Origin of the sequence: Variovorax sp. J2P1-31, assembly GCF_030317215.1 — a bacterium.
Classification (GTDB): Bacteria; Pseudomonadota; Gammaproteobacteria; order Burkholderiales; family Burkholderiaceae_C; genus Variovorax.
Genome location: NZ_JASZYA010000002.1, coordinates 1,543,458 through 1,565,789 on the forward strand (window position 1 = coordinate 1,543,458; position 22,332 = coordinate 1,565,789).

A 22,332-nucleotide genomic window follows, 5' to 3' on the forward strand; every position below is an offset into this window, starting at 1 on the left:
ACGGGGACGTTCAGGGGCGTCAGGGGTGTGAGGCGATCCAGGCAGCGTACTGCGGATGCTGGCGCAGCGTCTGGAAGCAGAAGCCCTTGGCCTTCAAGCCGACGATCAGCGGCTCCAGCACGGCCGGCGCCCAGGGGTCCTGGCGCGACCAGATGCCCAGGTGGGCCAGCAGGATGTCGCCGCTGCGGATCTTGTCGAGCGCCTGCTGCAGCAGCTTCTCGTTGCTGAATTTGTCGCTCGGCAGCTCGTCGCCCAGGAAGCCCGCGGGCGCCCAGCCCACGTGTTCGTAGCCGCAGGCCTTGGCGGCCGCCAGCAGCTTGGGCGAGGTCTTGCCGCCGGGGGCGCGGAACAGCGGCAAGGGCTTCTTGCCCGTGATGTGCTGCAGCCGGTCGCTGGCCTTGGCGATGTTCTCGCAGTACCTGGCCGCGCTCCAGGTGAACTCGCGCCCGGCCAGCGCACCGGCCGAAGGCCGGATGCGGAACTGGGGGTCGGTGCCGCGCACGTCGCCGCGCCAGTAGACATGGTCGTAGGTGTGCGAGGCGAACTCGTTGCCCTCGGCCGCCCTCGCCTTCCACCAGGCGGCCCAGTGGTTGTCCAGGCTGTCGCCGTCGGTCTGCGTGCGCTCGGCCGCCGCAAAGAAGGTCACGCGCACGTCCTGGCGCTTGAGCACCTCGGCGATCAGCGGCGCCACGCCCATGTGGCCGGTGTCGAAGGTCAGGTAGAGCGGTTTTTCGCACTTCGTCTGCGCCAGGGCGCCGGTGCCGATGCACAGCGCCAGCAACCCGGCGACGACGCGGCGGCGCTCAGCGCTTGGCATGGTCCAGGGTCCACACGCCATGCGGCGAGCGCCCGACATTGACCTGCCGCACGACCTTTCGGCTCACCAGGTCGATCACGCTGAGCTTCTTGGCCCAGCGCGAGGTGACGTAGAGCGTCTTGCCGTCGGCCGAGAGGTCCATGCAGTCGGGGCCGCCGGGCACGGCGTAGCTCTCGATCACCTGCAGGGTCTTGAGGTCGATCCGGCTCACGGTGTTGGCCACGCGGTTGCTCACGAACACGCTCAGGCCGTCGCCGGCCGAGCGGAAGGCATGCGCGCCCTTGCCGGTCGGGATCTTGCCGACGATCTTGGGCTGCGGGCCGGCCACGTCGAACACCTGGACGCCGTCGCTGCCGGTCAGGCCGACCAGCAAGGTGCGGTCGTTGTGGACGCCGAAGATGTCCGCCGGCATCGGGCCGGTGGCGGTGCGCCACTTGATGGTCTGCGTGGGCAGGTCGACCGCGATCAGCTCGTCGCTGTCCTGCATGGTCACGTAGGCGATGGTGCTGGTGGCGTCGATCCAGATGTGGCTGGGCGTCTTGCCGGTCGTGATGCGCTTGGCGAGCTTGAGGTCCTTGCCGTCCCAGCGGTAGATGTCGACATGGTTGAGCCGGTTGGCCGCCGTGACGAACCACTTCATGTCGCGCGAGAACTGCAGCTGGTACGGGTCGATGATGCCGTAGACCACGCGCTGCACCTCGGCCGTGCGCGGGTTCAGGAAGGTCAGCGAGTCGCCGGCCGAATTCGCCACGATGACCGACTTCTCGTCGGGCGTCATGTAGATGTGGTGCGGCTCCTTGCCGGTCGGGATGCGCTGCTTCTCGGTCCAGGTGAGCGGGTCCACCACGCTGACCGTGGCGTCCAGCGAATTCAGGACGAACAGCGGGGGCGGCGGCGTGGCGGCCGCGGCGGGCAGCAACTGGAAGGCGCAGGCCAGGAAAAAGGCCGCGAGGCGGCCGGTCGGGGGTGCATTGAATCGCAAGGGAGAGCTTCCGTGACAGCAGTTCGAACGATAACGTACCAGCCTTGCCTGCGGCTGACCTCGCGCAAGCAAAAAGCGGCCGCGCCCCCTATTCCGTCACCCTTTGGGCCGGGCGGTGCGCAGGGCGTCCACTTCCTCGGCCGTGAGCCAGCGCCACTGGCCCGGCGCCATCGCCTCGTGCAGCGCCAGGCCGCCGATGCGCGAGCGGTGCAGCGCCTCGACCCGGTTGCCCACGGCCGCGACCATGCGCTTGACCTGGTGGTACTTGCCCTCGGTCAGCGTCAGGCGCAGGTGCAGCGGCCCGACCGCCTCGCAGGCCGCGGCGCGCACCGGCTTCGGATCGTCGTCGAGCACCACGCCGTCGAGCAGTTTCTGCACCTGGGCCTCGTCCAGCGGATGCTTGACCGTGACCTCGTAGACCTTGGGCACATGGTGCTTGGGCGAGCCCATGCGGTGGATGAACTGGCCGTCGTCGGTCAGCAGCAGCAGGCCGGTGGTGTCCTGGTCGAGCCGGCCGATGGCCTGCACGCCCTGCACCGCACCCTTGTTGGGCCGCAGCCGCAGCGGCGAGGGCAGCAGGGTGTAGATGCTGGGCCATGTCGAGGGTTTCTGCGAGCACTCGGTGCCGGCCGGCTTGTGCAGCAGAACGTAAGCCTTCTCGTGGTATTCCCAGGCCGTGCCCTGCACGGTGAAGGGCATGCCCTCGGTCACGGCGATGTCCTGGCCGGCGTCGGTGACGGGCTGGCCGTTCACGGTCACGAAGCCTTGCTGGACCAGGCCGGCACAGACGCGCCGCGTGCCGAAGCCCTGGGTGTAGAGGATGTCCTGCAGATGCATCGAAATAAAAGCGGCCGCGCGGGGCGGCCGTCGAACAGTTGAATGGAGAGGATCAGTAGCCGAGCGCCAGGCCCGAATTGCGCCGTGGATCGTTGGCGCCGTAGAAGCGATTGTTGCCGACCGGCTTGCCGCCCAGCGAGGGCGCGCCCACGATGATCGCCGCCAGGTGGTTGGCCGGCTGCGGTACGCCCAGGTTGTGGCCCATGTCGGTCAGGATCTTGCGCGTGTCGGGCGACAGCGCGAAGGTCTCGACGTTGGTCACGTCGGGCAGCCATTGCTGGTGGAAGCGCGGCGCGTCGACCGCTTCCTGCACGTTCATGCCGTAGTCGACCACGTTCAGGATGGTGTGGAGCACGGCCGTGATGATACGGCTGCCGCCGGGCGTGCCGACCACGAACACCGGCTTGCCGTCCTTGCTCACGATGGTCGGGCTCATCGAGCTCAGCGGGCGCTTGCCCGGGGCGATGGCGTTGGCCTCGCCCTGCACCAGGCCGTACATGTTGGGCACGCCGATCTTCGAGGTGAAGTCGTCCATCTCGTTGTTGAGCAGCACGCCGGTCTTGGCGGCCGTGACCTTGGCGCCGAACCAGTCGTTGAGCGTGTAGGTCACCGAGGCCGCGTTGCCCCACTGGTCGGTGATCGAGTAGTGGGTGGTGTTGCTGCCCTCATGCGGCGCGACGCCCGGCTTGATGTCCTTCGACACGCCGGCCTTGTTCGGATCGATCACCGCGCGGATCTTCTCGGCGTAGCCCTTGTCGAGCAGCCGGTCGAGCGGGTTCTTCACGAAGTCGGGGTCGCCCAGGTAGCTGTTGCGGTCGACATAGGCATGGCGCATGGCCTCGATCTGGTAGTGCACCGACTGGGCCGAGCGGAAACCCAGGTCCTTGAGCGGGTAGCCCTCGAGGATGTTGAGCATCTCGCAGATCACCACGCCGCCCGAGCTCGGCGGCGGCGCCGAGACCACGCGGTAGCCGCGGTAGTCGCATTCCACCGGCGCCAGCTCGCGCGTCCTGTACTGGTCGAGGTCGGCCTGCGTGAGGATGCCCTTGCCGGCCTGGCTCGAGGCCACGATGGCGCTGCCGACCCAGCCCTTGTAGAAGCCGTCGGTGCCCTTGGCGCTGATCGCCTTCAGCGTCTTGGCCAGGTCCTTCTGCACCAGCTTCTGGCCGACCGCGAAGGGCTGGCCCTTGTGGAGGAAGATCGCCCCCGACACCGGATCCTTCTGGAAATCGGCGGTGGCGGTCTGGAACATGTCGATGTCGCCCTGGTCGAGCGCGAAGCCTTTTTCGGCCAGTGCGATCGAGGGCGCGATCAGCGCGGCCCGCGACAGGGTGCCGTATTTCTCGCGCGCGTACTCCATGCCCGACACCGTGCCGGGCACGCCCACGGCCAGGTGGCCATGGGTGCTCAGGCCCTTGATGACGTTGCCGTCCTTGTCGAGGTACATGTTGGCCGTGGCCGCGAGCGGCGCCTTCTCGCGGAAGTCGAGGAAGGTCTTGCGGCCGTCGGCCAGCTGCAGCGTCATGAAGCCGCCGCCGCCCAGGTTGCCCGCGGCCGGGTAGACCACGGCCAGCGCGTAGCCCACGGCGACCGCCGCGTCGACCGCGTTGCCGCCCTTGCGGAGCACGTCGACGCCGACCTGCGAGGCCAGGTGCTGCGCCGTCACGACCATGCCGTTGGGCGCGGCGACCGGCGCGACCGAGGCCGCGTGCAGCGGCGCCGCGGCGGCCAGCACGACCGCGGCCGCGACCGTGAGGCGCAGCGGGGAATTCCAGATGCGTGTCGTCATGTTGTCTCTTCCTTCTGGGTGGGTCACAAAAAACCGGGGACCTCTCAGGCGGTGAGCAGACCCTTGCGCCGGAGGTCTTCGAGCGCGCGCGCCACCTGCTGGTCGGCGAAGGGGCGCAGGGCGCCGGGGTCGCGCAGCGGCGCGCCGTCCGCATGGAAGCTCAGGCGGTCCGCCCTCGCCTCGCCGACCAGGTGCTCGGCCAGCGCGTCATGGTCGTGCGCGCCGTCGAGCAGGGGCAGCAGGCAGCGCTCGATCGGCGACAGCGCGACCTGCTCGTGCCAGAGATTGCAGGCCGAAGCCGAAGGCCCCGCCGAGAGCGGCAGGCCCGGGTCCAGGCGGACCGCCGGCAGCGCGCGCGGCTTCGCCGACACCTGCGCCGCCAGCTCGACCGGGCTGAGCCGCACGCGCACCGCGCCCAGGATCAGGAGTTCCTCGAGCAGCGCCATCACCGGCGCCTCGACCTGGGCCGCCGGCGCACCGGTGTGGCGGCACACCTCGGCGACCAGCACTTCGGGCGGCACCGCGGCGGGATAGTGGCGGTCGAGCACCTGCGCCACCACCTTGTGCAGCGGCACCCGCAGGCTGACCTTGATGTTGCGGATCGCGGTGCAGCGCTGCTCCGGCCCGTCGAGCGCGATCGCCGCGCCGTCGTCGGGCCGGAACACGCCCGCATAGGACAGCGCGCGCAGGCGCGCGAGGTCGGTGCCGTAGCGGATGCCGCCGGCGCGATCCTGCTTGACCAGCAGCGTCTGCCGGAAGGTCCGGTTGACGAGGAAGTCGAGGTACTGCTCGATCATGATCTGGCTGCCGCCGCATTCGCGCAGCAGCGGCTCGCGCACCTTTTCGCCGTAGTTCTGCACGTACATGGTCGAGGGCTCGGCATCGGCCAGGTAGGCCAGGCCGTGGCTGCCGGCGCGCTCGACGAACTGCTTGAAATAGCAGGGCGCGTTGCAGGGCTCGAGGAACTCGTGGATCAGGTAGGAGCTGTTGCCGGTGCGCACCAGCGGCAGGGTTTCCTCCAGCGTCTTCTTGAGCACGCTGTCGGGGCGCGCCGATTCCTCGAGGAAGTCGAGCATGCCGCGCGCATAGGCCAGCTTCTCCGCCGGTAGTTCGCGTGGGCCGCCGCGCAGGATCATCGCGTCGCGCACGATCTCGCGTGCCTTCCAGCCCGGGTAGACGTTGTAGCTGACGTAGGCCACGCCCTGGGGCGCGAGGTTCTCGGAGCACACGCGCAGGATCGCGTCCTGCACCGAAGGCGGCACCCAGCTGTAGACGCCGTGGCAGATGATGTAGTCGAACAGGCCGAAGGAGGCGTCGATCTGCGAGATGTCGAAGGCCCGCAGCTCGACGTTGCCCAGCCGCGTCTGGCCGATCGCCTGCACGCCCTGGGCCACCTGCACGCTCGACAGGTCCACGCCCAGGCCGCTGCCCTGCGGATGGCGCGCGGCGAAGGGCAGCAGGTTGCCGCCCGACGCACACCCCAGTTCCAGCACCCGGGCCTGCGCCGGCGGCTTGCTCTCGAGCCCGAACAGGAAGGCCAGCGCTTCCAGATGCTCCGCGGCCGTCTGCGGAAACGGATGGGAGTCGTAGGGCACCGCATCGTAGTAGTCGGTGAGCACGGTGGTCAGGTCGTCCGGCATGGGTCTCCTCCGTTGAATGAATCAATCTGGAATCCGCGCACTATAGCGGCAGCCCCCCGCCGTCGCGAGGCCCACTGCGTCACCAACCGATGCTTTCGTTTACAGCCCATTTACCGCGCGGACAACTTCGAACGCCCGCCCGGTGGCCCACTCTCTGCATGCACCCAAGCCCCTGCCCGCCCGGTGCGCCCGCACAGTGGCGCGTCGCCTTCCGACACGGCATGGAGAGACGCCCATGCTGAGCGGCGCGAATGCCTCGGTCTTTACGGAGTTCCGTTTCTGGGCGCTCGTCTCGCTCTCGGTCCTGCTGCCCAGCGCCATCTTCTTCACGCTGTTCGTGCGGCGCGCGTTCTCGAAGACGACGGTGCTCGTCTTCGGCCTGCTGCTGGTGGCGATGGCCAGCGTGGACCTGGTGCTGCTGCGTGCGCTGTCGAGCGCCGCCCTGGCGACCCCCTCGCTGGCCGACGACCGGGTCTTCACCTCGGAGCTCTCGATCGCGCTGTACATCCTGCCGGCGGCTTTCGGCACCCTGGGCATCAACATGGCCTCGCATGTGCTGATGCACTACCTGCGCAAGAAGGAACAGCGCTTCGAAGCGACACATGCCGCTCCGGCCCCGCCGATCGGCATCCGGCCGACGCGCCCTCGCATCCGCCCCGGACGCGCGCTGCTGGCGTACAGGGCCCGGCCCCTGGCCCTGCAGGTCGATGCGCGCGAAGCGCCACGGCGGCAGACGGACGTGCTCCCCGCTCACCGCCCCGAACGCCAGGCGTCGAGGCGCAGCGGACGACGTGCGCGGCGCTGGTAGGTCCGCGGCGGCCCGCTGCCTACAGCGGCTCGATGCGCGCGGCCTTTGCCAGGGCCTGCAGCTTCGCCGCGTCTGCCGCATAGAAACGCGCGGCCTCGGCGAGCGACATCGGGGGCGGGACGCTGCCGCCCGCGGCATCGATGGCCTTGCGCACCTCCGGATCGCCAAGCGCCTCCGCGGCGATCCTGTGCAGACGCTGGCCGACAGCCTCGCTCGTCGCCGCCGGGATCAGCAGGCCGACCCAGATGCTCGGCCGGCCGAGGTGGGGGGCCGACCGGCTCTCGTCGAAGCTCGGGGCGGCCGGAAATCGCGCAAGACGCCGCGCAGAGGAAACGCCCAGCACCTTCATCCGGCCGCCGGCGACCATGCCGCCCAGCAGCGCGTCCACGGGCAGCATCGTGAAGTCGATCACGCCGCCCTGGAGGTCGGTCAGCAGGGGCAAGCCGCCGCGGTAGGGCACGTGCGTGGCCTGCACCCCGGTGGCCGCCAGCAGCAAGGCCGTCACCAGGTGGAACAGCGACCCCTGTCCCGTGCTGCCGTAGCTCAGCGGCCGGTCGGCGCGCTGGCGCGCCAGGGCGACGAGTTCGTCCAAATCGTTCGCGGGCAGGCCGCTGCGCGCGTACAGCGCCAGCGGCGAATCGTTGAGCAGCCCCAGGAGCCGGAAATCGGTGGGCTTGTAGTGGACAGCGCGCAGGGTGAGCGGCGCCAGCACCGCCTCGGAGGGCGATCCCACGAACAGCGTCGAGCCGTCGGGCGCGGCCGCCAGCAGCCGGTTGGCCGCGATGGAGCCGCTGGCCCCGGTGACGTTCTCCACCACCGTGGCACGTCCGAGCCCCCGCCCGAGCGCCGGCGCGACGGCACGCGCGAAGACGTCCGTGATGCCGCCGGCCGGCTGGGCCACCAGAATCGTGAGCGGGCCGGCCCGGGACTGGGCCTGCAGGTAAGGGGCCGCCACCAGCGACGCCGCGTGCAGGCCGGTGCGGCCGAATGCGCGGCGCGAGATGTTCATGGGGAGATCCTCGATGCTTTTTCCGGGCATCATCCCACTCGATGCCACAACGCCCGCGTCCGGCGCAGAATAATACGTATTGTGGATTGATACCGAGCATGAAGAATCCAAAAGCCAGTCCACCGCCCTCGCCCGCCGAAGCCCGGCCGCCAGCCGCCGTGGCCGAGCGCGCGCCGACCCGGCGCCCCACGCAGCGCGACATCGCCGTCGCGACCGGCATGTCGCAGACCGCCGTGTCCCTGGTGCTCAATCGGGTGGAGCCGTGCACCGTGTCCGAAGAGGCACGGCAACGCATCCTGCAGACCGCGCAGCGGCTGGGCTACGTGCCCAACCGCATGGCCCGCAACCTCCAGTCCGCGCGCACGCGCACGCTGGCCTGCATCGTGCCGGACATCACCAACCCCATCTACCCGGCGCTGGTCCGGGGCTTCCAGTCGGCCGCCGATGCGGGAGGGTACGACACCATGATCTTCGACACCGACGGCACCGCCGAACGCGAGCGCAGGGCACTCCAGTGGCTCGCGCAGGGGCATGTCGACGGTGTGATGGCGATCTTCTTCCACCTCGACGACGCGGCCTTGCTGGAAGCCGTGCGTGGCGGCCTCGCGATGGTTCAGGTCACGAGCCAGGCCAGCAAGCCGTCGCACGCCATCGACAAGGTCTACGTCGACAACGCGGCGGCGGCCCGGGCCATGACGCAGGTGCTGATCGACAAGGGGCACGAGCGCATCGCCATGCTCTCCTGCCCGATGGGCCCGGGCAAGGAGCGCCAGCGCGGTTTCCAGGCCGCGATGAAGAAGGCCGGGCTCAGCCCCCGCATCATCGTCGCCGACGATTTCACGCAGGCCGCGGGCGCACGCGCCATGGCGGCCGAGCTGGCGGGCGAGTTTCACTGCAGCGCCGTGTTCGCGGCCAACGACCTGCTGGCCATCGGCGCCATGGCCGCGCTGCGCACGGCGGGGCGGCGCATCCCGCAGGACATGGCCCTGGCCGGCTTCGACGACATCCCGGCCGCGCAACTGCTTCATCCGGCCCTGACCACCGTGCGTCGCTCCGAGCAGACCATGGGCCGCTTCGCGGCCGATCTGCTGATCGCGCGGCTGGATGGCCCCGAGGCGAACCGGCCCGGTCGCAGCTTCGAACTGCCCTTCCAGATCGTCCTGCGCGATTCGACCTGAGGAGCGGGCCGCGCATCTGCCGCTCGCGCGAGCGCCCTGCGTCCGGGTTCAACGCCGCAACGAACCGAGCGATGCGAAGGCGGCCCGCACGCAATCCGCCATGCGCTTCGCGAGGAAGCCCGCCGGGAAATGGTCGGAGCTCACGCAGTAGCTGTGGAACTCGGTCTTGGCCGAGAACGGGATCTCGCGCACGCCCGGCATGCGCAGCGAGCGCGACACCAGCGGGTTCACGATCGACACGCCCAGCCCCTTGCCCACCATGGCGCAGATGGTCGCGGCATAGGGCGTCTCGATCGACAGCACCCGCGCATCGTCGACGAAGTGGCGGTCGATGGAGGCGCGGTTGAAGCTGCCCGCGGGCAGCGAGATGAAGTTCTCGCCGTCGAAGTCGGCGGGCTTGAGCGTCTTGCGCGCGGCCAGCCGGTGCGCGCGGCCGACGATCGCCACCCCGCGCGCCGTGTGGATGCGCTCGTAGCGCAGGCCCGGCAGGTCGGTGGGGATCGAGCAGAAGCCGATGTCGCAGAAGCCGCTGGCCGACCATTTGGCGACGACGTCGGAGCCGCCCATCCGGATCACGACCCGGACGTCGGCGAAGGCCTCGCGGAACAGGCGGATGGCCTCGGGCAGCACGAACTCCGTGATCGATCCCACGGCCCCCACGCGCAACAGGCCGGTGCCGCGCTGCAGGATCGACTCGGCACTCGCACCCAGCGACTCGAGGCCGATGAAGGCGCGCTCCACCTCCGTGTAGAAGGCCTCGGCCTCGGGCGTGGGCAGCAGCCGGGTTCCGTTGCGCTGGAACAGCGCGAAACCCACCTGCCGCTCGAGCAGCGCGATCCAGCGGCTCACGTTGGGCTGCGAGGTGTGGAGCAGCCCCGCGGCCGTGGTCATGGAACGCGTCTTCATCACGGCACGAAAGGCCTCGACCTGCTTGAAATTCATCTCTGCGGCACTCCTGAAGCCCTTTCCCGCAGGCCGTCACACGGCTTTCCACGGGCGGCGCCAGCATATCAAAAATGCATGCATCGCAGCGAGACGCTGATTTGACGCATGACAGGCCCGGCGAGAGACTGAGCGCTCCTACACGAGACAGAGCCATGGAATCCAAGATCAGCCGACGCCTGAAGCAGCCTCTTGCCAAAGAGGTCCTCCAGTACATCTTCCTGCCCCGATTGAACCGGGAGTTCTTCGCCAACTTCGATCTGCTCAACGAGATCAACCTGGCGCACCTGCTGATGCTCCACGAGCAGAAGATCCTCGACGCGAGCGCCTCGGTGCCGCTGGCGCGGGCCCTGCTCCAGATGCAGGCCGAGGGCCCCCATGCGGTCGAACTCGATCCGGCGCGTGAAGAGGCCTACTTCAACTACGAAGCGCATCTGATCAGGCAGGTCGGCCCGGACCTGGGCGGCCGCCTGCACACCGCGCGCAGCCGCAACGACATCGGCGCCACGATCGACCGCATGCGTGCGCGGGACTTCGCGACGCGCATCGGCCAGGCGCTGATCGCGCTCGCCGACGCAGCATTGACGCGGGCCGGCGCGTTCGCGGACTGCGTGATGCCGGGCTACACCCACATGCAGGCCGCGCAGCCCATCACCTACGGCTACTACCTGTCGGCGCTGACCGATGCGTGGACACGCGACATCGACCGGCTGCTGCATGTGCTGGACACGGCCGACGGCTCGCCGCTCGGCGCCTGCGCGCTCGCGGGCACGTCCTTTCCCATCGACCGCGCCAGCACCAGTGCGATGCTGGGCTTCAGCCGGCCCCTGGGCAATGCACTCGACGGCGTCGCCTCGCGCGACTTCGCGCTGGAGCTCAGCGCCACGCTCTCGATCATGATGATCACCTGCAGCCGCATGGTGCAGGACTTCTACATCTGGTCGACGGCGGAGTTCGGCTACCTGTCCTTCCCCGACAGCGTGGCGAGCACCTCGAGCATCATGCCGCAGAAGAAGAATCCGGTGGTGCTGGAGTACCTGCGCGGCAAGACCGGCCACCTGATCGGCCTGACCTCGGCCGCCTTCTCGACCGTGAAGTCCACCCATTTCACCCATTCGGGCGACAGCAGCCGCGAGAGCACCCGGACCTGCTGGGAGAGCTGCGAGGAAGCGCTGAAGGCCCTCGAGCTCATGCGACTGCTGGTGGAGCAGGTCGAGCCCGACCGCGAGCGCATGGCGGCCCGGGCGGCCGAGGATTTCTCGGCCGTCACCGACCTCGCGGACCTGCTGGTGCGCAAGGGCGGCATCTCGTTCCGCGACGCGCACCATGTGATCGGCGCGGTGGTGCGCCACGCGCTCGACCTCGGCATCCCGGCGCACCGGATCGACGCCGAGATGGTCAACACGACGGCGACCCGGCAGCTCGGACGCCCCGTGACGCTGCAACAGGCCGACGTGAGCCAATGCCTGGACCCGGCGGCCAACGTCGCCGCGCGCCAGTCCCCCGGCGGCCCCGCGCCGCAGCAGGTGCTGCGGCACATCGAGGCGCAGAAGCTGGCGCTCGGCGACCGGGCCAGACGCTTCGAGGCGACCACGGCGCGCGTCGGCGCCGCCCGCGACGCCCTGCAACGACGTGCCCATGCGCTTGCCGCGCCCGGCACCGAAGCGCTCCCCACCCCCTTCGGCGCCCTCGCCGACTGAACCCACAGGAGTCAAGCGATGCTGAAACTTGCCGCGGCACTGGCCATCACCCTCGGAGCCTGCCTGGGCGCCAGTGCCCAGACCTACCCCGCCAAACCCATCACGCTGGTCGTGCCCTTCGCGCCCGGCGGCACCGTCAACCTGATGGGCCGCATCCTCGCGACGCGCATGTCGGAGCTGCTGGGCCAGACCGTCATCGTCGACAACAAGGCCGGTGCCGGCGGAAGCATCGGCGCCTCCTTCGTCGCCAAGGCGCCGGCGGACGGCTACACGCTGGTCTTCGCGACCCAGGGCCAGCAATCGATCCAGCCCCTGCTGTCGAAGAAGTTGCCCTACGACGCGATCAAGGACTTCGCACCCATCGCGCTGTTCTCGACGGTGCCGAACGTGCTGGCCGTGTCGCCCGACACGCCCGCGAAGACGGTGGCCGAGCTGGTGCAGTACGCCAAGACCAACCCCGGCAAGCTGAACATGGCCTCGGCCGGCATCGGCTCGGTGAACCACCTGACAGGCGAGCTGTTCATGCTGCGCACGGGCGTGAACTTCACGCACACGCCCTACCGGGGCGCCGGCCCCGCGACGGCCGACCTGCTCGCGGGCCAGGCGCAGCTCATGTTCGCCAACCTGCCGAACGTGCTGCCCTATGTCCAGTCGGGCCGGGTCCGGGTGCTGGCGATCGCCAGCGACAAGCGCAACGCGGCGATCCCGGACGTGCCCACGCTGGCCGAAGCGGGCGTCAAGGACGCGACCGTCGAGTCGTGGTACGGCGTCATGGCGCCCGCGCGCACCGACCCGAAGATCATCAAGAAGCTGCAGGACACGGTGCTCGCCATCGCCAACGAGAAGCCCATGGCGGCGCACCTCGCCGACCTGGGCGCGCGCCCCTTCCCCGGCACCAGCGAGGACATGGCCCGGCTCTCCAACGAGGAGACCAAGCGCTGGTCCGAGGTCATCAAGCACGCCAACGTCCAGATGAACTGATCGCCGCGGACGCATCCGCGCACGGCGCCACGCGGACCGACGGAACGGTCCGCGCATGGCGCAGCCATGCCCTAAAAAAATACCGAAGACACACACGATGAAAAGAAAAGCAATCCTCTTGGCCCTCGCACTGCTGGCCTGCGGCGTGGCGGGCGCCCAATCCTCTTCCGCAACGCTCTTCGGCGTGATCGATGCGGGCGTGGCACGTCTGAGCGCCACGGGCGGCGCGCACGCCACCGGCCTGGGGTCGGGCGGCAACGGCACCTCGCGCCTGGGCTTTCGCGGCACCGAGGACCTGGGCGGCGGATTCAGCGCGGGCTTCTGGCTCGAGGGCCAGCTGAACAACGACGTGGGTGCGGGCGCCACGCAGAACACGGGCCTCGACTTCGCGCGCCGCGCCACGGTAAGCCTCGGCGGCCGCTTCGGCGAACTGCGGCTGGGCCGCGACTACGTCCCCACCTACCTCAACATGAACCAGTTCGACGTCTGGGGCCAGCGCGGCCTGGGCACGGTGGAGACCACCGGTTCCTCACGCGGCGGCGTGGGCAGCTACACGCGAAGCTCCAACGCCATCGCCTACTTCCTGCCCGCCGACCTGGGCGGGCTGTACGGCTCGGTGCAATACGCCTTCGGCGAGCAGCTGTCGAACAAGGCCGTGATCGCCAACGCGGCGGGCCTCTCGAACAGCGCCGCCAACGCAGCCACCGAACGCACCGGCAACTACCACGGCGGGCGCATCGGCTATGCGCGCGGCCCCTTCGACGTGTCGGCCTCGTACGGCGTGTTCCAGGACGCGGTGCGCAACGTGGGGACGGCCTTTTATGCCGGCGACTACCGGATCGCCAACGTCGGAGCGTCCTTCGATGCGGGCGTCGTCAAGCCCATGCTCCTCTATCAACGCGAACGCATCGACGGCCGCAACACCGTGGCCGACTTCGGCTTCGAGACCCTGGCCCTCGGCGCCACCGCACCGGTCGGCGCCGGCCTGTGGCGGGCCCAGGTGGCGCGCTACCGCCAGTCGAACAGCCGCAACGACTTCGACAAGTACAGCGTGGGCTATGTGCACTACCTGTCGAAGCGGACCCAGCTCTACGCTGACCTGGCCCGGCTGCGCAACAAGGGCACGGGCACCGTGGCGTTGACCAACCTCAGCGGATCGGTCAACGCGCCGGCACCGACCGCGGGCGGCAGCTCGACGGGCTACATGCTCGGCGTCAAGCACAGCTTCTGACCTGCGATGCAGGGCACGTCGATTCGACCATGAAATGTCGAATCGACGGCATAACGTCCATGTCGATTCGACCTGAACGCCACCCAACCCCTTGATTTCAAAAAGCTCGCCACGCGGCACGCCCATTGCGATGGACAAGACCTCTCCATTCCATCGGCCTCGACGCCTCACCGAGCTTTCATGATCACCTCCGCCCAACGCGCCATCGTCTCGTCCACCGTGCCCCTTCTCGAACAGGGTGGCGAGGCGCTGACCACGCACTTCTACCGGCTGCAGCTGGCCGAGCACCCCGAGCTTCGCCCCTTCTTCAACCAGGCCCACCAGGCCAGCGGCGCGCAGCCGCGCGCGCTGGCCAACGGCGTGCTGATGTACGCGAAGAACATCGATCGGCTGGAGGCCATGGGCCCGTTGGCGTCGCAGATCGTCCACAAGCACGTGGCGCTGCAGGTGATGCCCGCGCACTACCCGATCGTCGGCGCCTGCCTGCTGCGCGCGATCCGCGAGGTGCTGGGCGCCGAGCTGGCGACCGACGAGGTGATCGATGCCTGGGCCGCCGCCTACGGACAGCTCGCCGAGATCCTCATCGGCGCCGAGCAGCAGCTGTACGACGCGCAGGGCGCCGCGCCCGGCGGCTGGCGCGGCACGCGCGAATTCACCGTGCTGCGCAAGGTGCGCGAGAGCGCCGAGATCAGCTCCTTTCATCTCGCGCCGACCGACGGCGGCGCGCTGAGCGACTTCGCGCCCGGCCAGTACATCGGCCTGCAGCTCGAGGTGGACGGCACACAGATCCGCCGCCACTACTCGCTGTCGGCCGCGCCCAACGGCAGGACCTACCGCATCAGCGTGAAACGCGAAGCCGGCGGCGTGGCGTCCAACCACCTGCACGACCAGGTGCAGGAGGGTGACACGCTGCTGCTGCTGCCGCCGTCGGGCGACTTCGTGCTGGGCGAGAGCGCGCGTCCGCTGGTGCTCATCAGCGGCGGCGTCGGCATCACGCCCACCCTGGCGATGCTCGAGCAGGCCTTGGCCGCCGGCCGGGAGGTGGTGTTCATCCACTGCGCGCGCCATGGCGAGGTGCACGCCTTCCGCGAGCAGGTCGAGTCGGCCGCCGCGCGGCATCCGCAACTGCGGCGCTTCTACAGCTACGACGAGGCGGGCACCGGCACCTCGCCCGCGCCGCATGCGGTGGGCCGGCTCGACATCGAACGCCTGAACGCCTGGCTGCCCATGCACACGCGCGATGTCGACGCCTACTTCCTGGGGCCCAAGCCCTTCATGCAACAGGTGCGCCGCGGGCTCCGCGCCTGGGGCGTGCCGGATGCGCAGGCGCGCTTCGAGTTCTTCGGACCGGCTTCGGCGCTGGAGTAGAGGCCGAACCGGCAGACGCGGCCTCAGCCGCGCGCGATGCCCAGCCGCTTCGCCATGCGGGCCAGGTTGGCCGGGTCGATGCGCAAGGCGCGCGCGGCAGCGGCCCATTGCTGGCCATGCTGCTCGAGGGCCTGCAGCACCATGCGGCGCTCCAGGTCGGCGACGGCATCGCGCAGGCCGGGGCCCGAGGCCCGTGCGTCCGGGTCCGGCGCCGCGGATGCGCCAGCGGCCACGACGGCCGCGGCACCGAGCCCGAGATCCTCGGCGCCCAGCGTCAGGATGCGCGGGCGCTGGGCATGCCGACCCAGCGCCTTCACCACGCTGCGGCCCAGCAGATGCTCGAGTTCGCGCACGTTGCCCGGCCAGTCGTAGGCCAGCAGCGCGGCCTGGGCACCGGCGTCGAGGCGCACGGCTCCCAGGCCCATGCGCGAGCGCGCCTCCTCGAGGAAGAAACCGCCGATCGGCAGCACGTCGCGCCCGCGCTCGCGCAGCGTCGGCACCTGCAGCGGGTACACGCTGAGCCGGTGGTAGAAGTCCGCGCGCAGCCGGCCCGCGCGCACTTCCTCGGCCAGGTTGCGGTTGCTCGCGGCGATCACGCGCACGTCGACGCGGTGCTCGCGGTCGGACCCCAGGCGCTGCAAGTGCCCGTCCTGCAGCACGCGCAACAGCTTGGCCTGCACCTGCAGCGGCAGTTCGGCCACCTCGTCCAGGAACAACGTGCCGCCGTCGGCCAGCTCGAACTTGCCGCGCCGGTCGCCCACCGCGCCGGTGAAGGCGCCCCGCACATGGCCGAACAGTTCGCTCTCGACCAGGCTGTCGGGCAGGGCCGCGCAGTTGATGCTGACCAGCGGCCGCTTCGCGCGCGCCGACGCCGCATGCAGCGCCCGCGCCACCAGTTCCTTGCCGGTGCCGGTCTCGCCCTGGATCAGCACGCACAACTCGGTCGGGCCCGCCAGGGCGATGTCCTTCATCAATCGCTTGTGCGCGGCGCTGTGGCCGATGAGTTGGCGCGGCCCGTGTCCTGCGGTCTGCGCGTAGCTGTCGGCGCGCAGGCGTTCGTCTTCGGCGCGCTCGGCCAGCCCATGCATGCGCCCGGCCAGCGCGACGGCTGCCGCGGCGAGGCTCGCGAAGGCTTGAAGCACCTGCAGGTCCACGCGCGAGAAGCGCCCGACGTCGAGCGCGTCCAGCGTGAGCACGCCCCAGGGCCGGCCGTCGACCTGCAGCGCGCAGCCCATGCAGTCGTGCACCGGCAGGTGGCCCTGCACCGCTTCCACCAGGCCGTCGAAGGGATCGGGCAGGCCGCAATCGGCCGCGAAACGCACCGGGGCGCTTGCCTCGAGCAATTGCATGAAGCGCGGATGCTCGGCCACGCGGAAGCGCCGGCCCAGCGTGTCGCCGCTCAGCCCGTCGACGGCCAGCGGCACCAGCCAGTCGCCGTCGAGCCGCAGCATCGCCGCGGCGTCGCAGGGCAACAGAACGCGCAGGGTCTCGAGAAGCCTTCGATGACGCTCGGCCTCGGGCAGGTCCTGTGCGAGGTCGGCCATCAGGGGAAGCAGAGCGGTCAGCAGGCGCGGCGGATTCATGGGGTCGGCCATTCTGACCGGAGTCCCGGTCCCCTGCACATGCGACGGCGCGCATCGGCGCGGCGGTCCGCCGCCCGGATGATTACTTGGCGGAGGCGCGCGCGGCGTCTGCCCGGGCCTTGGCCTCGTCGGCCTTCTTCTGCAGGTCGGCAGCTTCCTTCTCGGCGGCCTTGGCTTCGGCCTCCTTCGCATCCTTGTGCGGGGACGCCATCGCGTTGCCGGCCATGGAGCCGACCGCACCGCCCACCACGGCGGCGCCCGCGATGCCCATCAGGCCGGGGCCGCGCGCGCCCGGCGCGGCGGCCGCCGGGGCCGTGGCCGCGGGTGCTGCCGCAGCAGGCGCTGCGGGCGCAGGCGTCGCCGGTCGTGCGGCCGGGGCGGCCGGTGCCGTGCGCCCGAAGCTCTTGCCGCCGCCCATGCGCTTGGCGTGGGCCAGGTTCGGGATGGCCATCGAGGCGAAGGTCACGGCGATGACGGCGGCGGCGGTGGAACGCAGGGAAATGGAGCGGCGCATGAGGTTGTCCTGGAGATTGCTTCGCCGCGCACACCGCGCGACGTTGGACAGATCCTAGAACGCCACCTCCGGCCCGGCGCCGGAAATACGCACTTTCTGGACGGGATTGCGCCGGACCGCGCGACGCACGCAGCCCGCCGTGGGTCGGCGCCCACGCGCCAGGGCCGATCGGCAGCATCGGATTCGTGGTCTTCGCTGACGTGGACCGGCGCCGGGCCACCCCATACTCCGCCCATGCTTCAACGCCAGCAGGCCATCGCCCTCATCCAGGCACTCTCCGCCGAGGAAGGCCTGCGGCAACCCTCGGCCGTCGACTGGCTTGAGGCGCAGGACCGACGACAACGCTGGTCGGACCGGCGGGCCCTCACCGGCTGGGTGCGGCTCTCGCCGTGGATGCGCGGCTGTCCGCTGGCCGCCTTCTGACACTGCAGCCCGCGCTGCGGCTCAGAAGGCCAGGCGGTAGATCGCCAACGCGTCCGCCTCGCCCAGCTCGCGCGGGTTGTTGACCAGCAGCCGGGTCTGCTTCATGGCATCGGCCGCCAGCAGCGGCAGGTCGGCCTCGCCCACGCCATGGTCGCGCAGGCGCATGGGCAGGCCCGTGGCCGCCGCCAGGCTTTCGATGTGCGCGATGAAGGCCTCGGTCTTCTCGCCGTCGCTGCCGCGCAGGCCGGGCCGCAGGGCCTCGCCCAGCTGCGCGTAGTGCGCCGCGGCGTGCGCTGCGTTGAAGCGCAGCACGTGCGGCAGCACCAGCGCATTGGACAGGCCATGCGGCAGATGGAAATGCCCGCCCAGCGGGTAGGCCAGCGCGTGCACCGCCGCCACCGGCGAGTTCGCGAAGGCCTGGCCGGCCAGCATCGCGCCCAGCAGCATGGCCTCGCGTGCCGCGAGGTTCCGGCCGTCTTCGCACGCCGGCACGAGGTGATCGGCCAGCAGGCGCAGCGCGAGCAGCGCCAGGTGATCCGACAGGGGGTTCTTCAGGTGGCGGCTGGTGTAGGCCTCGATCGCATGCACCATCGCGTCGATGCCGGTGGCGGCCGTGATGGCCGCGGGCAGCCCGGTGGTCAGCGTCGCATCGAGGATCGCCATGTCGGCGTAGAGCTGCCGCGCGACGATGCCGCTCTTGGTGGTCGCGCCCGTGGTCACGATCGCGATCGGCGTCACTTCCGAGCCGGTGCCCGCGGTCGTCGGCACCTGCACCAGCGGCAGGCGTTCGCCCTCGACCTTGTCGATGCCGTACATCTGCGCCAAGGGCTGCGTCGATCCCAGCAGCACCGCGACCAGCTTGGCCACGTCCATCGACGAACCGCCGCCGAGGCCGAGCACGACCTGGGTGCCGAATGCGCGCGCCCGGGCGGTGACGGTCTCGACGACATGGTCCGGCGGGTCGGCCTGCACGTCGTCGACCACCTGCACCTGCCAGCCCTGCGCCCGCAGGCTCTCGAGGGCGGGTGCGAGCAGGCCGCTGCGATGCAGGAAGGCGTCGGTGATCACGCAGACGCGGCCGACCGCGAAGCGGCTCGCCAACAGCGGCCCGAGGCCGGCGGCGGCACCGCTCTGCATGACGATGCGGGGAACGGTCTGGAAGGAGAAGGGAGACATGGATGAGAGGCCCTCGTTGGAAGGTGTGGGAAGGGTGGGAGAAGTCGAGCGTCGGGCGCCCGTTCAGGGATAGGTCGCGATCACCGTCTCGGCGACCTCTTCGACGGTGGTGCGCCCGGCCATCGCCAGGCGCTGGATCTTGCGGTGCGCTTCCTGCTCGGTGAGCCCTTCGCGCGCGATCAGCAGCGTCTTGGCCATGGTGAGCTTGGACACCGTGGCATAGCGGCCCTCGAGCTTGCGGATGTGGGCCAGCGCGGCCGCGCGCTGGCGCCACAGCGTGCGCGCCATCAGCAGCTGCGTCAGCAGGCCGAAGGGCCGCAGCGGCCGCTCGATGACCGAGACCGCGCCGCTCTCGAGCACCAGCTGCAGCATCGAGGGGTTCTCGTAGCCGACGATGGCGATCAGCGGCGGGCTGAGTTCGCTGCGCGAGGCGACGAAGGCGGTGGTCGGCTGGCGCTGGTCGAGCTCGATCGCCAGCATCACCACGTCGAAATCCGCGTCGAGCCGCGGCGGCACGGGCCAGCGCTGGGTCACCACGCTGCCGATGCGCTGCAGGTGCGAGATCAGCACCCTGCCCTCGGCATCGAGCGGATGCAGCACCGCCACGCGCAGCCCGTTGAGCTCGTGCAGCAGGGGCCCGACGGCGGGCAGCGCCGGTGCCGGCCGCGGGTCAGGCGCCTTGGCTGTCATCGCCCTGCACGCCGGATTGCAGCGTGTGATCGATCATGTAGGGGCTGGGGCGCACGGCTTCGCTCGCGCTGGCGATGATCTCGAAGCGCCCGCTGGCCGCGATGCGCGCGATGCGCGGCCACAGCCAGGTGTGGTGGGACTCGGCATCGATGCGCACATGGCCCTGGGGTGCCTCGAAACCCAGCCCGCCCAGCGCCTCCAGCAGCGCATCGGGACGCTGCGCCCCCCCCGCGCGGCGCGCCGCTTCGGCGAACAGGTGGACCTGGAAATAGGCGGCCTCGGCGCCCGCGGTGATCGGGGCCTCGGGGCCGAAGCGCCGGCCGTAGCTGGCGACGAAGCGCTGGCTGGCGGGCGTGTCGAGCGTGGCGAACCAAGGGGCGGCGCTGAGGTGGCCTTCGGCCGCGCCGGGGCGCATCGCGGCGGCATCGGCCTCGTTGGTGGCCAGGCTCGCGATCGGCATCCGCGCCGGGTCGAAGCCCGCGCTCTGGTAGGCCTCGTAGAAGCGCAGCGTGTCGCTGCCCACCACCGTGGAGTAGATCGCGTCGGGCGCCAGCGCGCGCACCCGGTCCATCACCGCCATGAAGTCCTCGTGCGAGCTCCGCAGCGGCAGGTAGATCTCGTCGAGCACGCTGCCGCCGGCCTGCTCGAACAGCGTGCGCATGATGCGGTTCGACTCGTACGGGTAGACGTACTGGCCGCCGACGAAGAGCACGCGGCCGCCATGCCGCTCGAGCATGTGCCGCGCGAGCGGGACCGAATTCTGGTTGGGCGCGGCGCCGGTGTAGATGCAGAACGGCGAGTACTCGAAGCCCTCGTAGAGCGTGGGATAGAACAGCAGCGTGCGGCGGCTCTCGACCACCGGCAGCACCGCCTTGCGGGTGCTCGACATGTGGGTGCCGAAGATCACCGGCACCTGGTGCAGGTCGCACAGCTGCAGCGCGGCCTCGCGGTAGGCCTCGGGCGTCGCGCCGGCCTCGATCGCCACCGGCACCAGCGGCACGCCGTCGATGCCGCCGGCGGCGTTCACCTCCTCGATGGCCAGGCGCGTGGCCTGGGCCTGGGTCGCTTCCACCGCCGCCGTGAGGCTGGTGGTGGAGAACAGCAGCCCGACCTTCCAGCCTTCGCGCGCCGGTGCGCGGGCCGGCATCACGCCGGGCTCCCCAGGCCGGTCTGCTCGAAGGCGTAGGCGGCGCGGTAGATCGCGGCCTCGCCGTGGAAGGCGCCGACCAGCATCAGGCCGATGGGCAAGCGCTGCGACTGGCCGCAGGGCAGCGACAGCGCCGGATGGCCGGTGACGTCGAAGGGCGCGGTGTTGGCGTTCATCTCGAGCGCGCGCGTGACGAACTCGGTGGCGGACGCGTCGCGTGCCGGCAGTGCGGGAGCCTTCATCGGGACCGTGGGCATGAGCAGCAGATCGTAGCGGGACAGGACCGCATCGTAGGCCGCGCGCAGGCGCCGCGCCTGGTTCTGCGCCTGCGCGTAGTAGCGCCCGCCGTAGCGCTGCGAAAGGTATTCGCCGGCCAGCAGGCAGGTGCGCAGGTCGTGCGGGAAGTCCATGCTGTGGGCCTGCCAGTCCTGCTGCGCGCGCATCATGCTCGTGACGTACAGGCCCTTCCAGTTAGAGCCGTGGTTGAAGCCCTTGAGCAGTTGGGTCGTGCCTTCGACCGCGATCGGCGTCCAGATGGCATGCCCCTGCCGGTGCAGCGGGATCGAGACCGTCTCGACCTGCGCGCCGAGCCGCTCGAACTGCTGCGCCGCGCGCTGCACCGCCTGGTCGACGTCGACCTCGGCGTTGGGCCAGCCGAAGCCCTCGCGCACCACGGCGATGCGCAGGCCCTGGCAGCCCGCGCGCAGCGTGTCGCCGTAGCGGGTGTGCGGCGCCGGCGCGCCCTGGCGCGGGTCGAGCCCGTCGGGACCGGCCAGCACCTCGAGCAGCAAGGCGTTGTCGGCCACCGTGGCGGTCATGGGGCCCGCATGATCGAGCGTCATCTCGATCGGCATGATGCCGGTGTAGGGCACGAGGCCCCAGGTGGGCTTCATGCCGACGAAGCCCGAATAGGCGGCGGGAATGCGCACCGAGCCGCCCTGGTCGGTGCCGATGCCCATGTCGACCTCGCCCGCGGCCACCAGCGCGCCGCAGCCCGAGGACGAGCCGCCGGCCGAGTGGCCCGGCTTGCGCGGGTTCTGCACCGGCCCGACGGCGTTGGTGTGGCTGCTGCCGGAGACGCAGAAGTACTCGCAGTGCGCCTTGCCCACGATGGTGCCGCCGGCGTCCAGCACGCGCGTGGCCACGGTGGCGTCGACGTCGGGCACGTAGCCCCGCAGCGTCGACGCGCCGTTCATCATCGGCACGCCGGCCAGGCAGATGTTGTCCTTGAGCACCACCGTCCGGCCGGCCAGCGGGCCGTCGGCGCGGCCCGCGACGGTGGTCCGCACATGCCAGGCGCCCAGCGGGTTGTCGGCGCCCGTCGGGTAGGTCCCGGGCGTGCGCGGGTAGTGCACCGCGGGCAGTTCGGGCGGCATCGCATCGACCTGGTCGTAGTCGTCGAAGGTGGCTTGCAGGATCGCGTCGTATTCGCTCAGCGTGGCGCTGTCGAGCGCCAGGCCCAGCGACCGGGCGGTCGCGTCGAGCTGGGAAAGGGTGGGACGTTGAACGGGCATGTC

20 protein-coding genes are annotated in these 22,332 nt (G+C 70.4%); 7 read left to right on the plus strand and 13 right to left on the minus strand.

The genetic code is table 11. The features are described 5' to 3' along the window. Positions 1-19 precede the first annotated feature (19 nt). From QTI20_RS18345 to QTI20_RS18365, 5 genes are all read right to left on the minus strand, one after another. Positions 20-817: a polysaccharide deacetylase family protein gene (locus tag QTI20_RS18345; protein ID WP_286552907.1), complete on the minus strand. Its 798-nt coding sequence runs from the start codon at positions 815-817 to the stop codon at positions 20-22. Beyond that, positions 804-1,799 (minus strand): YncE family protein, encoded by a 996-nt coding sequence (locus tag QTI20_RS18350; protein ID WP_286552909.1) that lies wholly within the window; start codon positions 1,797-1,799, stop codon positions 804-806. Before QTI20_RS18350 ends, QTI20_RS18345 begins: the two co-directional genes overlap by 14 nt. 96 nt (positions 1,800-1,895) lie before the next feature. Next, a complete protein-coding gene (locus QTI20_RS18355; protein ID WP_286552911.1) occupies positions 1,896-2,636 on the minus strand; it encodes a pseudouridine synthase in 741 nt (246 codons plus the stop codon). Positions 2,637-2,688: 52 nt separating this feature from the next. Then, on the minus strand, positions 2,689-4,308 hold the full coding sequence (gene ggt / locus QTI20_RS18360) for a gamma-glutamyltransferase (RefSeq protein WP_286553466.1): 1,620 nt from the start codon (positions 4,306-4,308) through the stop codon (positions 2,689-2,691). Positions 4,309-4,469: 161 nt separating this feature from the next. Continuing rightward, positions 4,470-6,065, minus strand: a complete 1,596-nt coding sequence (locus QTI20_RS18365) for a methyltransferase regulatory domain-containing protein (protein WP_286552913.1) — start codon at positions 6,063-6,065, stop codon at positions 4,470-4,472. Positions 6,066-6,300: 235 nt separating this feature from the next. Between QTI20_RS18365 and QTI20_RS18370 the strand changes: the two genes are divergently transcribed. Continuing rightward, entirely contained in the window at positions 6,301-6,873 is a 573-nt protein-coding gene (locus tag QTI20_RS18370; RefSeq protein WP_286552915.1) for a hypothetical protein, read from the plus strand. A 19-nt stretch (positions 6,874-6,892) separates the two neighbouring features. Here QTI20_RS18370 and QTI20_RS18375 read toward each other — a convergent pair whose 3' ends face one another. Beyond that, the gene (locus QTI20_RS18375) at positions 6,893-7,882 is read right to left on the minus strand and encodes a tripartite tricarboxylate transporter substrate binding protein (protein ID WP_286552918.1); all 990 of its coding nucleotides are present in this window, start codon (positions 7,880-7,882) and stop codon (positions 6,893-6,895) included. 98 nt (positions 7,883-7,980) lie between these two features. Here QTI20_RS18375 and QTI20_RS18380 point away from each other — a divergent pair, with 98 nt between their 5' ends. Next, on the plus strand, positions 7,981-9,060 hold the full coding sequence (locus QTI20_RS18380) for a LacI family DNA-binding transcriptional regulator (protein ID WP_286552921.1): 1,080 nt from the start codon (positions 7,981-7,983) through the stop codon (positions 9,058-9,060). 48 nt (positions 9,061-9,108) lie between these two features. On the opposite strand, the gene QTI20_RS18385 is transcribed toward QTI20_RS18380, so the two are convergent. Further along, on the minus strand, positions 9,109-10,002 hold the full coding sequence (locus QTI20_RS18385; protein ID WP_286552922.1) for a LysR substrate-binding domain-containing protein: 894 nt from the start codon (positions 10,000-10,002) through the stop codon (positions 9,109-9,111). A gap of 155 nt (positions 10,003-10,157) precedes the next feature. Here QTI20_RS18385 and argH point away from each other — a divergent pair, with 155 nt between their 5' ends. From argH to hmpA, 4 genes are all read left to right on the plus strand, one after another. After that, entirely contained in the window at positions 10,158-11,702 is a 1,545-nt protein-coding gene (gene argH / locus QTI20_RS18390) for an argininosuccinate lyase (protein WP_286552924.1), read from the plus strand. Positions 11,703-11,720: 18 nt separating this feature from the next. Then, positions 11,721-12,683: a Bug family tripartite tricarboxylate transporter substrate binding protein gene (locus QTI20_RS18395; protein ID WP_286552926.1), complete on the plus strand. Its 963-nt coding sequence runs from the start codon at positions 11,721-11,723 to the stop codon at positions 12,681-12,683. 97 nt (positions 12,684-12,780) lie between these two features. Further along, positions 12,781-13,914: a porin gene (locus QTI20_RS18400; protein ID WP_286552930.1), complete on the plus strand. Its 1,134-nt coding sequence runs from the start codon at positions 12,781-12,783 to the stop codon at positions 13,912-13,914. A gap of 180 nt (positions 13,915-14,094) precedes the next feature. Next, positions 14,095-15,282 carry an NO-inducible flavohemoprotein gene (gene hmpA, locus QTI20_RS18405; RefSeq protein ID WP_286552931.1) on the plus strand — a complete coding sequence of 396 codons (1,188 nt, stop codon included), beginning with the start codon at positions 14,095-14,097 and terminating at the stop codon, positions 15,280-15,282. A gap of 23 nt (positions 15,283-15,305) precedes the next feature. On the opposite strand, the gene norR is transcribed toward hmpA, so the two are convergent. Continuing rightward, positions 15,306-16,826, minus strand: coding sequence for a nitric oxide reductase transcriptional regulator NorR (gene norR, locus QTI20_RS18410; RefSeq protein ID WP_503011827.1), 1,521 nt, complete (start codon positions 16,824-16,826; stop codon positions 15,306-15,308). 121 nt (positions 16,827-16,947) lie between these two features. Next, positions 16,948-17,379, minus strand: coding sequence for an ABC transporter substrate-binding protein (locus tag QTI20_RS18415; RefSeq protein WP_286552934.1), 432 nt, complete (start codon positions 17,377-17,379; stop codon positions 16,948-16,950). A 234-nt stretch (positions 17,380-17,613) separates the two neighbouring features. Here QTI20_RS18415 and QTI20_RS18420 point away from each other — a divergent pair, with 234 nt between their 5' ends. Then, a complete protein-coding gene (locus QTI20_RS18420; protein ID WP_286552936.1) occupies positions 17,614-17,802 on the plus strand; it encodes a hypothetical protein in 189 nt (62 codons plus the stop codon). 21 nt (positions 17,803-17,823) lie between these two features. On the opposite strand, the gene QTI20_RS18425 is transcribed toward QTI20_RS18420, so the two are convergent. From QTI20_RS18425 to QTI20_RS18440, 4 genes are all read right to left on the minus strand, one after another. Continuing rightward, entirely contained in the window at positions 17,824-18,978 is a 1,155-nt protein-coding gene (locus QTI20_RS18425; RefSeq protein ID WP_286552939.1) for an iron-containing alcohol dehydrogenase, read from the minus strand. A gap of 63 nt (positions 18,979-19,041) precedes the next feature. Continuing rightward, complete coding sequence (locus QTI20_RS18430; RefSeq protein WP_286552942.1) at positions 19,042-19,668, minus strand: ANTAR domain-containing response regulator; 627 nt, start codon at positions 19,666-19,668, stop codon at positions 19,042-19,044. After that, entirely contained in the window at positions 19,649-20,815 is a 1,167-nt protein-coding gene (locus QTI20_RS18435; protein WP_286552943.1) for a transporter substrate-binding domain-containing protein, read from the minus strand. Before QTI20_RS18435 ends, QTI20_RS18430 begins: the two co-directional genes overlap by 20 nt. Then, positions 20,815-22,329 (minus strand): amidase, encoded by a 1,515-nt coding sequence (locus QTI20_RS18440; protein ID WP_286552945.1) that lies wholly within the window; start codon positions 22,327-22,329, stop codon positions 20,815-20,817. The genes QTI20_RS18435 and QTI20_RS18440 overlap by 1 nt, the downstream gene beginning before the upstream one ends. Positions 22,330-22,332: the final 3 nt, after the last annotated feature.

What these genes read in the sequence shown, in the direction of transcription:
- QTI20_RS18420 (WP_286552936.1), top strand. Translation starts at nt 17,614, where the DNA reads ATGCTTCAACGCCAGCAGGCCATCGCCCTCATCCAGGCACTCTCCGCC.
- QTI20_RS18345 (WP_286552907.1), bottom strand. Translation starts at nt 817, where the DNA reads ATGCCAAGCGCTGAGCGCCGCCGCGTCGTCGCCGGGTTGCTGGCGCTG.
- QTI20_RS18430 (WP_286552942.1), bottom strand. Translation starts at nt 19,668, where the DNA reads ATGACAGCCAAGGCGCCTGACCCGCGGCCGGCACCGGCGCTGCCCGCC.
- QTI20_RS18375 (WP_286552918.1), bottom strand. Translation starts at nt 7,882, where the DNA reads ATGAACATCTCGCGCCGCGCATTCGGCCGCACCGGCCTGCACGCGGCG.
- QTI20_RS18440 (WP_286552945.1), bottom strand. Translation starts at nt 22,329, where the DNA reads ATGCCCGTTCAACGTCCCACCCTTTCCCAGCTCGACGCGACCGCCCGG.
- QTI20_RS18425 (WP_286552939.1), bottom strand. Translation starts at nt 18,978, where the DNA reads ATGTCTCCCTTCTCCTTCCAGACCGTTCCCCGCATCGTCATGCAGAGC.
- ggt (WP_286553466.1), bottom strand. Translation starts at nt 4,308, where the DNA reads ATGGTCGTGACGGCGCAGCACCTGGCCTCGCAGGTCGGCGTCGACGTG.
- QTI20_RS18365 (WP_286552913.1), bottom strand. Translation starts at nt 6,065, where the DNA reads ATGCCGGACGACCTGACCACCGTGCTCACCGACTACTACGATGCGGTG.
- QTI20_RS18355 (WP_286552911.1), bottom strand. Translation starts at nt 2,636, where the DNA reads ATGCATCTGCAGGACATCCTCTACACCCAGGGCTTCGGCACGCGGCGC.
- norR (WP_503011827.1), bottom strand. Translation starts at nt 16,826, where the DNA reads ATGGCCGACCTCGCACAGGACCTGCCCGAGGCCGAGCGTCATCGAAGG.
- hmpA (WP_286552931.1), top strand. Translation starts at nt 14,095, where the DNA reads ATGATCACCTCCGCCCAACGCGCCATCGTCTCGTCCACCGTGCCCCTT.
- QTI20_RS18380 (WP_286552921.1), top strand. Translation starts at nt 7,981, where the DNA reads ATGAAGAATCCAAAAGCCAGTCCACCGCCCTCGCCCGCCGAAGCCCGG.
- QTI20_RS18415 (WP_286552934.1), bottom strand. Translation starts at nt 17,379, where the DNA reads ATGCGCCGCTCCATTTCCCTGCGTTCCACCGCCGCCGCCGTCATCGCC.
- QTI20_RS18385 (WP_286552922.1), bottom strand. Translation starts at nt 10,002, where the DNA reads ATGAATTTCAAGCAGGTCGAGGCCTTTCGTGCCGTGATGAAGACGCGT.
- QTI20_RS18395 (WP_286552926.1), top strand. Translation starts at nt 11,721, where the DNA reads ATGCTGAAACTTGCCGCGGCACTGGCCATCACCCTCGGAGCCTGCCTG.
- argH (WP_286552924.1), top strand. Translation starts at nt 10,158, where the DNA reads ATGGAATCCAAGATCAGCCGACGCCTGAAGCAGCCTCTTGCCAAAGAG.
- QTI20_RS18435 (WP_286552943.1), bottom strand. Translation starts at nt 20,815, where the DNA reads ATGCCGGCCCGCGCACCGGCGCGCGAAGGCTGGAAGGTCGGGCTGCTG.
- QTI20_RS18370 (WP_286552915.1), top strand. Translation starts at nt 6,301, where the DNA reads ATGCTGAGCGGCGCGAATGCCTCGGTCTTTACGGAGTTCCGTTTCTGG.
- QTI20_RS18400 (WP_286552930.1), top strand. Translation starts at nt 12,781, where the DNA reads ATGAAAAGAAAAGCAATCCTCTTGGCCCTCGCACTGCTGGCCTGCGGC.